This window comes from Polaromonas jejuensis NBRC 106434, from assembly GCF_001598235.1.
Taxonomy (GTDB): domain Bacteria; phylum Pseudomonadota; class Gammaproteobacteria; order Burkholderiales; family Burkholderiaceae_C; genus Polaromonas; species Polaromonas jejuensis.
Genome location: NZ_BCYO01000009.1, coordinates 151,480 through 158,440, shown reverse-complemented (window position 1 = coordinate 158,440; position 6,961 = coordinate 151,480). Strand labels below are relative to the sequence as shown.

At 66.9% G+C, this 6,961-nt stretch carries 6 protein-coding genes; 2 read left to right on the top strand and 4 right to left on the bottom strand.

Annotated elements, in window-relative coordinates:
• The 4 genes from PJE01S_RS13005 to PJE01S_RS12990 all read right to left on the bottom strand — a co-directional run.
• A partial coding sequence (locus PJE01S_RS13005; protein WP_068834043.1) for a penicillin-binding protein 1A occupies positions 1-2,173 on the bottom strand: 2,173 nt, incomplete at its 3' end.
• Positions 2,174-2,422: 249 nt separating this feature from the next.
• A complete protein-coding gene (locus tag PJE01S_RS13000; RefSeq protein WP_068834042.1) occupies positions 2,423-2,776 on the bottom strand; it encodes a DoxX family membrane protein in 354 nt (117 codons plus the stop codon).
• Between the two features lie 3 nt (positions 2,777-2,779).
• Entirely contained in the window at positions 2,780-3,679 is a 900-nt protein-coding gene (locus tag PJE01S_RS12995) for an SDR family oxidoreductase (protein ID WP_068834041.1), read from the bottom strand.
• Positions 3,680-3,747: 68 nt separating this feature from the next.
• Positions 3,748-4,518, bottom strand: a complete 771-nt coding sequence (locus PJE01S_RS12990) for an SDR family oxidoreductase (RefSeq protein WP_068834040.1) — start codon at positions 4,516-4,518, stop codon at positions 3,748-3,750.
• A 321-nt stretch (positions 4,519-4,839) separates the two neighbouring features.
• On the opposite strand from PJE01S_RS12990, the gene PJE01S_RS12985 reads away from it, so the two are divergent.
• Together PJE01S_RS12985 and PJE01S_RS12980 are read left to right on the top strand one after the other, a co-directional pair.
• Complete coding sequence (locus PJE01S_RS12985; protein ID WP_068834039.1) at positions 4,840-5,736, top strand: LysR family transcriptional regulator; 897 nt, start codon at positions 4,840-4,842, stop codon at positions 5,734-5,736.
• Positions 5,737-5,909: 173 nt separating this feature from the next.
• Positions 5,910-6,884, top strand: coding sequence for an alpha/beta fold hydrolase (locus PJE01S_RS12980; protein ID WP_068834038.1), 975 nt, complete (start codon positions 5,910-5,912; stop codon positions 6,882-6,884).
• Positions 6,885-6,961: the final 77 nt, after the last annotated feature.

The following is a 6,961-nucleotide window of genomic DNA, read 5'->3' as shown; positions in this document are numbered from 1 at the left end:
CGGTGCCCAGCATGCCCGCCACCCAGTCGCGCACGCGGCCCAGCAGCGGGGCCACCGCGGCGGCCAGACTGCTGTCCTGCGGCTCGGCAAAGCGGGCCTTGGCGTCGATGACGCGGCTGCGCAGCGCCTGCGCGGTGACCTCGCCGACGATGGGCAGGGCGCTGTGCGCGCCCTCGCCCCAGTAGTCGCTGCGCAGGGTCACGCGGCCGTCGTTAAAGCCGACCCAGGCGCCGGCCACGAGCTGCGGGTGCATGAGGATGAACCAGCCGTCGGCGTTGTCCTGGGTGGTACCGGTTTTGCCGGCCACGTCGGCGCGTATGCCGTAGCGGCTGCGTATGGCGGCGCCGGTGCCGCGATCGACCACGCCGCGCATCGCGTCGAGCAGGGTGTAGTTGACCTTGGCGGGCAGCGCGGCCTCGGGCCTGGCGGGGTGGAACTCGGCCAGCACCTCGCCCTGGCGGTTTTCAATGCGGGTGACCAGCACCGGCTCCAGGTAGCCGCCGCCGTTGGCAATGGTGCCGTAGGCGCTGACCATTTCCTTCAGGGTGACGGGGCTGGTGCCCAGCGCCAGCGCGGGCACGGGATCGAGCTTGCTTTGCCGCACGCCCATGGCGCGGGCCAGCTTGGCGACCCTGGCGGGGCCGACGCCTTGCATGACTTGCGCGGTGATGGTGTTTTTGGAATACGCCAGGCCGTCGCGCAGGCTCATGGCCTGGCCGCTGGGCGGCCCGCCATCGCTGGGGCGCCACACCTCGCCGCCGGGCAGGGCGATTTCCACGGCCTGGTCTACCAGGGTGTCGTCGGGGCTGGCGCCTTGCTCGAAGGCGGCGCCGTAGACAAAGGGCTTGAAGGTGGAGCCGGGCTGGCGCCGCGCCTGCTGCACATGGTCAAACGGGTCCTGGGCAAAGTCGCGGCTGCCGACCCAGGCGCGGATCTGGCCGCTGCGCGGGTCCAGCGCCATGAAGCCGGCCTGCACGCGGGTCTTTTGCTGGCGCAGGGCGCGCATGAAGGCGGGGTCGGCCAACAGCTTTTTCAGCGCCTGCGCGGCGGTGAGGCCGGCGTCAAGGGCGGCGCGGTACTCGGGCGTTTCGCGCACAAAGGCCTGCACCAGCGCGTTACCGGCGCCCCAGACGGCGCGCGGGCCCCAGGCGGCATCGGCCACGCCCTGCAGCTGGTTGCCCTGGCGCGCCACGGCCTGGTTGGCCCAGGCCTGCAGGCGGGAGTCTATGGTGGTGCGCACCACCAGGCCGTCGGCATAGATGTTGTAGTCGTTGCGGTCGGCCCAGGCGATCAGCCATTTGCGCAGCTGCTGGGCGAAGTGCGGCGCCGGCCCCGGCGGCTCGGTCTGCCGCTCGAAGTCGATGTGCAGCGGCCTTTTCTTCAGCGTTTCAAATTTGGCGGCATCGAGCTGATCGCGCTTGACCATTTGCGCCAGCACGGTGTTGCGCCGCTGCACGGCGCGCTCGGGGTTGAGCACCGGGTTGTAGTAGCTGGTGCCCTTGAGCATGCCGACCAGCGTGGCGCTTTCGAGCACGTCGAGCTGGTCGGCCGACTTGTCGAAATAGGTGCGCGCCGCCATCTCTATGCCGTAGGCGTTGTAGAGAAAGGGCACGGTGTTGAGGTAGGTCTCGAGGATTTCCTTCTTGGTGTAGAGCGCCTCTATTTTCAGCGCCGTGATGGCTTCCTTGAGCTTGCGGTTGAGCGTGGGCGCGCGGCCAATCTCCGCCGGGTAGAGGTTGCGGGCGAGCTGCTGCGTGATGGTGGAGCCGCCCTGGCGGTCCCCCGAAAAGGTGTTCAGCGCGGCGGCGGCGGTGCGCCGCCAGTCCAGGCCGTGGTGCTCGTAAAAGCGGTGGTCTTCGGTGGCGATGAGGGCGTTGACCACCTGCGGCGAAATCTCCTCCAGCGGCACCCACTCGCGGTTGGCCCATTTGAACTCGGCCAGCGCCTTGCCGTCGGCCGAAAGCACCTGCGCGGGCTGCTCGGTCTTGGCCTTGCGGATGTCGCTGATGCTGGGGGTGAAGGGAATCAGCAGCAGCAGGTAGAGCAGGCACAGCGCCGGCACGGCGGCCAGCGCCCAGGCCAGCTCACGCCGGGTCGGGCGCCGAATGGCGCGCCGCAGGCGGAGCAGCCACTCAGCGGCGAGGAGTTTGATCTGGGCCAGGGCGGGTTTCATTGCACAAAAATCATGAGGTCAGGGCGCCTGCGGGGCTGCCGGGTGGCGGCGGGCGCACATGGCGCAAAAGGGCAGGCGTGGCCCGAGGGCTGGCCCTATTGTCCCGAAAACCGCAAGGCCCCTGCGGCGCCCGGCCTCATGCACCGGCCTGGGCGCTGTCGGTCGTGCCCGGGCCAGGAGCAACAACACCGGTTCCGACGACGCGGTGCACGAGTACGGGACCATCCTCGCGGCCCGGCAGACGCCGGCTCATTGCCCCGCCGGGGCCTGCCCATCCACCGCGCCCAGCAGGATGAAGGCGCCCGCCAGCGCGATGTTCTTGAAAAAGTGCAGCAGCTGGTTGCGCTGGTCCTGCGGCACCGCGTTCCAGAAGGCATGCGCCACCAAGGCATCGACGATCAGGAAGACCGCGGCGGCCAGCGCGAGCCAGCGCAACTGCCAGCCCAGCATCAGCGCCAGGCCGGCCGCCACCTCCGCGGCGCCGATCGCGGCGGCGGCGTGATTGCGCTGCCTGAGCGACGCCATGAAGTGCGCGGCGCCCGGGCCCGCGAAGGCCAGGGCCAGCAGCACCCGGCCCAGAATGAACGCTGAGAGGGTGCTCATGGTTCACGCCTGTTGCCGCAGGGTGGGCCTGAGCAGGTCGGCGATGCCTATGCGGTGCGCAAACTCCTCGCGCACGCGCTCTGCCACTTCGGTCACGGCGGCCGCGCCGTCGTCAATGAAGTCGGTCACCGAACGGAAGGGCCGGGTGCCGGCAGGCAGCCCGACGATGCGGGTGATGTCGTCAGCCACGGCTTGCGGGTCGGCGTTGTCGGGGCTCAAGGCCGAGAGGCGTGCACCCACCTGGTCCATCACGCCGTCGTAACGCGCATAGGCGGCAGCGGTGGCTTCGTCGGCGGGTTTGCCGGCGTTGGGGAAGTGCGCCGTGCCGCGGGTAAACGCGCCGGGCACCACGATGGAGGTCTCGATGCCGAAGCGGGCCAGCTCGTAAGACAGGGTGACGGCCAGCGAATCCATGGCGGCCTTGGCGGCGGCGTAGGGGCCGAGGAAGGGCGGGAAGCCGCCGCGCACCGTGGTGCTGCTGACCCAGAGCACCAGGCCAGCCTCTTTGGCGCGCATCACCGGCAGCACGGCGCGGTTGACGCGCTGGCTGCCCAGGAAGTTGGTGTCCAGCACCTGGATGATTTCTTCGGGCGTGAAGGCTTCGGTGGGGCCGACCACCAGATGGCCGGCGTTGTGCACGATGACGTCAAGGCGGCCCTGCTCGGCCACGATGTGCGCCACGGCCGCATCGGCCGAGGCTTGCGACAGCACGTCGAGTTCCACGGCGCGCAGGTCATGGCCGTTGGCAAAGCTCCAGTCGCGCAGCTCGCGCACCCTGGGTGCGTTGCGGCCTTCGGTGTCGCGCATGCTGGCGTAAACCGTGTGGCCGGCTTGTGCCAGCGAACGGGCAGTGAGGTGGCCAATGCCGGTGGAGGCGCCGGTGACGAGGATGACGGATTTCATGATGATGACTTTCTGAAAGATGTTGGAATGAAATGGCGGGGGGGGGATGGGAAGAAAGATTCGCGCCCTTACACAACGCCGCCGTTGGCGCGCAAGGTCTGGCCGTTGATCCAGGCGGCGTTTTCGCTGACCAGGAAGGCCACGGCATTGGCGATGTCCTCGGGCGTGCCGAGGCGTTCAAGCGGCGCCATTTTTGACATGCGCTCAATCGTTTCAGGCGTTTTGCCGTCGAGGAACAGCGCCGTGGCCGTGGGGCCGGGGGCGACCGCGTTGATGCGGATGTTTTTGCCGCGCAGCTCCTTGGCCATGATGTGGGTGAAGGTTTCCACCGCGCTCTTGGTGGCGCCATACACCGCATAGCCGGGCAGGCCCAGGCCGATCACGCTGGTCGAGAAGTTGACGATGCGGCCGCCGTTTTGCAGACGGTTGGCGGCTTCGCGCAGGGTGTTGAAGGTGCCCTTGACGTTGACGGCGAAGAGGCGGTCAAACGTTTCGTCGTCGGTCTCGGCCAGGTGCGGCAGGGTGGAGGGCATGATGCCGGCGTTGTTGACCAGCACGTCGACACGGCCAAAGGCCTGCACGGCCTGGTCGAACAGGGCCTTCACCGCGGCGGCGTCCGATACGTCGGCCTGCACGGCGATGGCCTGGCCGCCGGCGGATTCAATGGCCTGCACCACGCTGCGGGCTTCGTCGGCCTTGCCGGCGTAGTTGACGACGACTTGGTAGCCGTCACGTGCCAGGCGCCGGGCGACGGCGGCGCCGATGCCGCGGGAAGCGCCGGTGACGATGGCGGTTTGCGTGGCTTGAATGGCTTTTTGCGTAGATGCTGAAGCGGTCATTTGGAAACTCCTGTTAGGTTGCTGAAGGTTGTTTGCCCTGCCTGCCCGCGGCGCTGCTGTGTTGTGCGCTTTTGGTGAGTCAGTGAGGCTATTGTTCTGTTCAATTCATACGCGATAAATACCGTAAGATTGCGATAACTGTTCAATAAATACCAACAATGACATGAGCAAAAGGACCGGCAAAGAGTGCACAGCCAAAGGCCACCAGCAAGACTCGACATACAAGCCGGGGCCGCGGGACTGGCTCTGCCAGACCGCAGGCGCAGCGGCCCCCTCGGGGGGCAGGGAGTTACACGAAGTGAACGACCGTGGGGGCTCGTAATGGACCGTTTTCATTCCATGCAGCTGTTCACGCGCATCGTGGAGCTGGGCAGCTTCACCAAGGCAGCAGACGACCTGCAGCTGCCGCGCGCCACGGTGACGCACGCCGTGCAACAGCTTGAAAAGCGGCTGGGCGCGCGCCTCCTGCAGCGCACGACGCGCCACGTGAGCCCCACGCAGGACGGCGAGGCGTATTACGAGCGTTGCCTGCGGCTGCTGACCGACCTGGAAGAAGCCGAGGCGGTGTTCGCCAGCGCCGGCAGCAAACCCAAGGGCAAGCTGCGCGTGGACCTGCAGGGCACCCTGGCCAAACACTTCCTGTTGCCGGTGATTGACCGGTTTTTTGAGCGCTACCCCGATATCGAGCTGGAGATAGGCATGAGCGACCGGCTGGTGGACCTGGTGCGCGAGGGCGTGGACTGCGTGCTGCGCGCGGGCGAGCTGGGCGACTCCAGCATGGTGGGGCGACGCGTGGCCTCGCTGCAGCAGGTCACCTGCGCCAGCCACAAATACCTGGCGGAGCACGGCACGCCCGAAACGATAGACGCGCTGCGCGGGCACCGGGCCGTGAACTTTTTGTCCGCCCGCAGCGGTAAGCCCCTGCCTTTCGACTTTGTGGTCGATGGCGTAGCGCGCAGCCTGCAACTGAAAGGCTCGGTGTCCGTGAGCGATGCCGATGCCTATGTGGCCTGCTGCGCCGCGCACCTGGGCTTCATCCAGCTGCCGCGCTACCACGTGGCGGCGCGGCTGGATGACGGCACATTTTGCGAAGTACTGTCGCCGTGGCGGCCCGCGCCCATGCCGGTCTCGGTGCTGTACCCGCACCACCGCCAGCTGTCGCCGCGCGTACGGGTGTTTGTGGACTGGCTGGCCGATGTGATGGGGCGGGCGGACTGAAGGTGCAGGCGCGGTATCGCTGCCATGGGGGCGATGCAGCTTGTCGACGGTCAAGTGAGCCACAGCCCTTCATCATTCATAAAAGCTGAACGAATAAACAAGCTTTAGGGCCTTTCACTCAGCGAAGCTAAATCCTACAGTGGAGCCACCTCAACCTCATTCAAGGAAACGCCATGGACACCGCTTCTGACCCTCTTGCCACCCGCCGCCAATTGCTTGCAAGCGCAGCCACACTCGGCGCCGCCACGGCCGGCCTGCTGGCCACTGCATCGCCCGCCTCTGCCGCCGCGCGCATCGTCGCTAACGAAGGCCGCGTGCCCGGCTTCACGGCGCGCAACGCCGACGTCAACGGCACGCGCATTCACTACCGCGTCGGCGGCAGCGGCCCGGCCGTGGTGTTGCTGCACGGCTATGCCGAAACCAGCCACATGTGGAACCCGCTGATGCCGCTGCTGGCCAGGACCCACACGGTGATCGTGCCTGACCTGCGCGGCGCCGGCGGCTCGTCCAAACCCGAAGGCGGCTACGACAAGAAGAACATGGCGGTGGACATTCACGAACTGGTGAAGTCGCTGGGCATCCAGAGCGCCAGCATCGTGGGCCACGATATCGGCCTGATGGTGGCCTATGCCTATGCGGCGCAGTTCCCGGCCGAGACCGAGCGCGTGGTGCTGATGGATGCGTTTTTGCCCGGCGTGGGCCAATGGCAAAACGTGTGGCTGCTGCGTGACCTGTGGCACTTTCATTTCCACGGCCCGGTGCCGCTGGCTTTGGTGAAAGGGCGCGAGCGCATTTACTTTGAGCACTTCTGGAACGACTTTGCGGCCGACGCCAAACACTCGGTGTCTGAAGCCGACCGGCGCGTGTATGCCGCGGCCTATGCGCAAGAGGGCGGCATGCGGGCGGGTTTTGAGTATTTCAAGAACTTTGAGAAAGACGCCGCCGACTTTGCCGCGCTCTCGACCAACAAGCTGACCATGCCCATGCTGGTGCTCTCGGGCGAAAAAGCCGGCGGCACGTTCCTGATTGAGCAGGGCAAGCTGGTGGCCAACGATGTCAAAGGCGTGGTGGTCAAGGGCTCGGGCCACTGGCTGATGGAAGAAGCGCCCGAGCAGGTGATTCCTGAGCTGGTCGGCTTCCTGAAATAAGGGCTGCAGCTAGCCAGGACACGGCGATGGCGGCGGTGCCTGCCATCGCCGGCCACACCGGATCGCTACTATTTTAA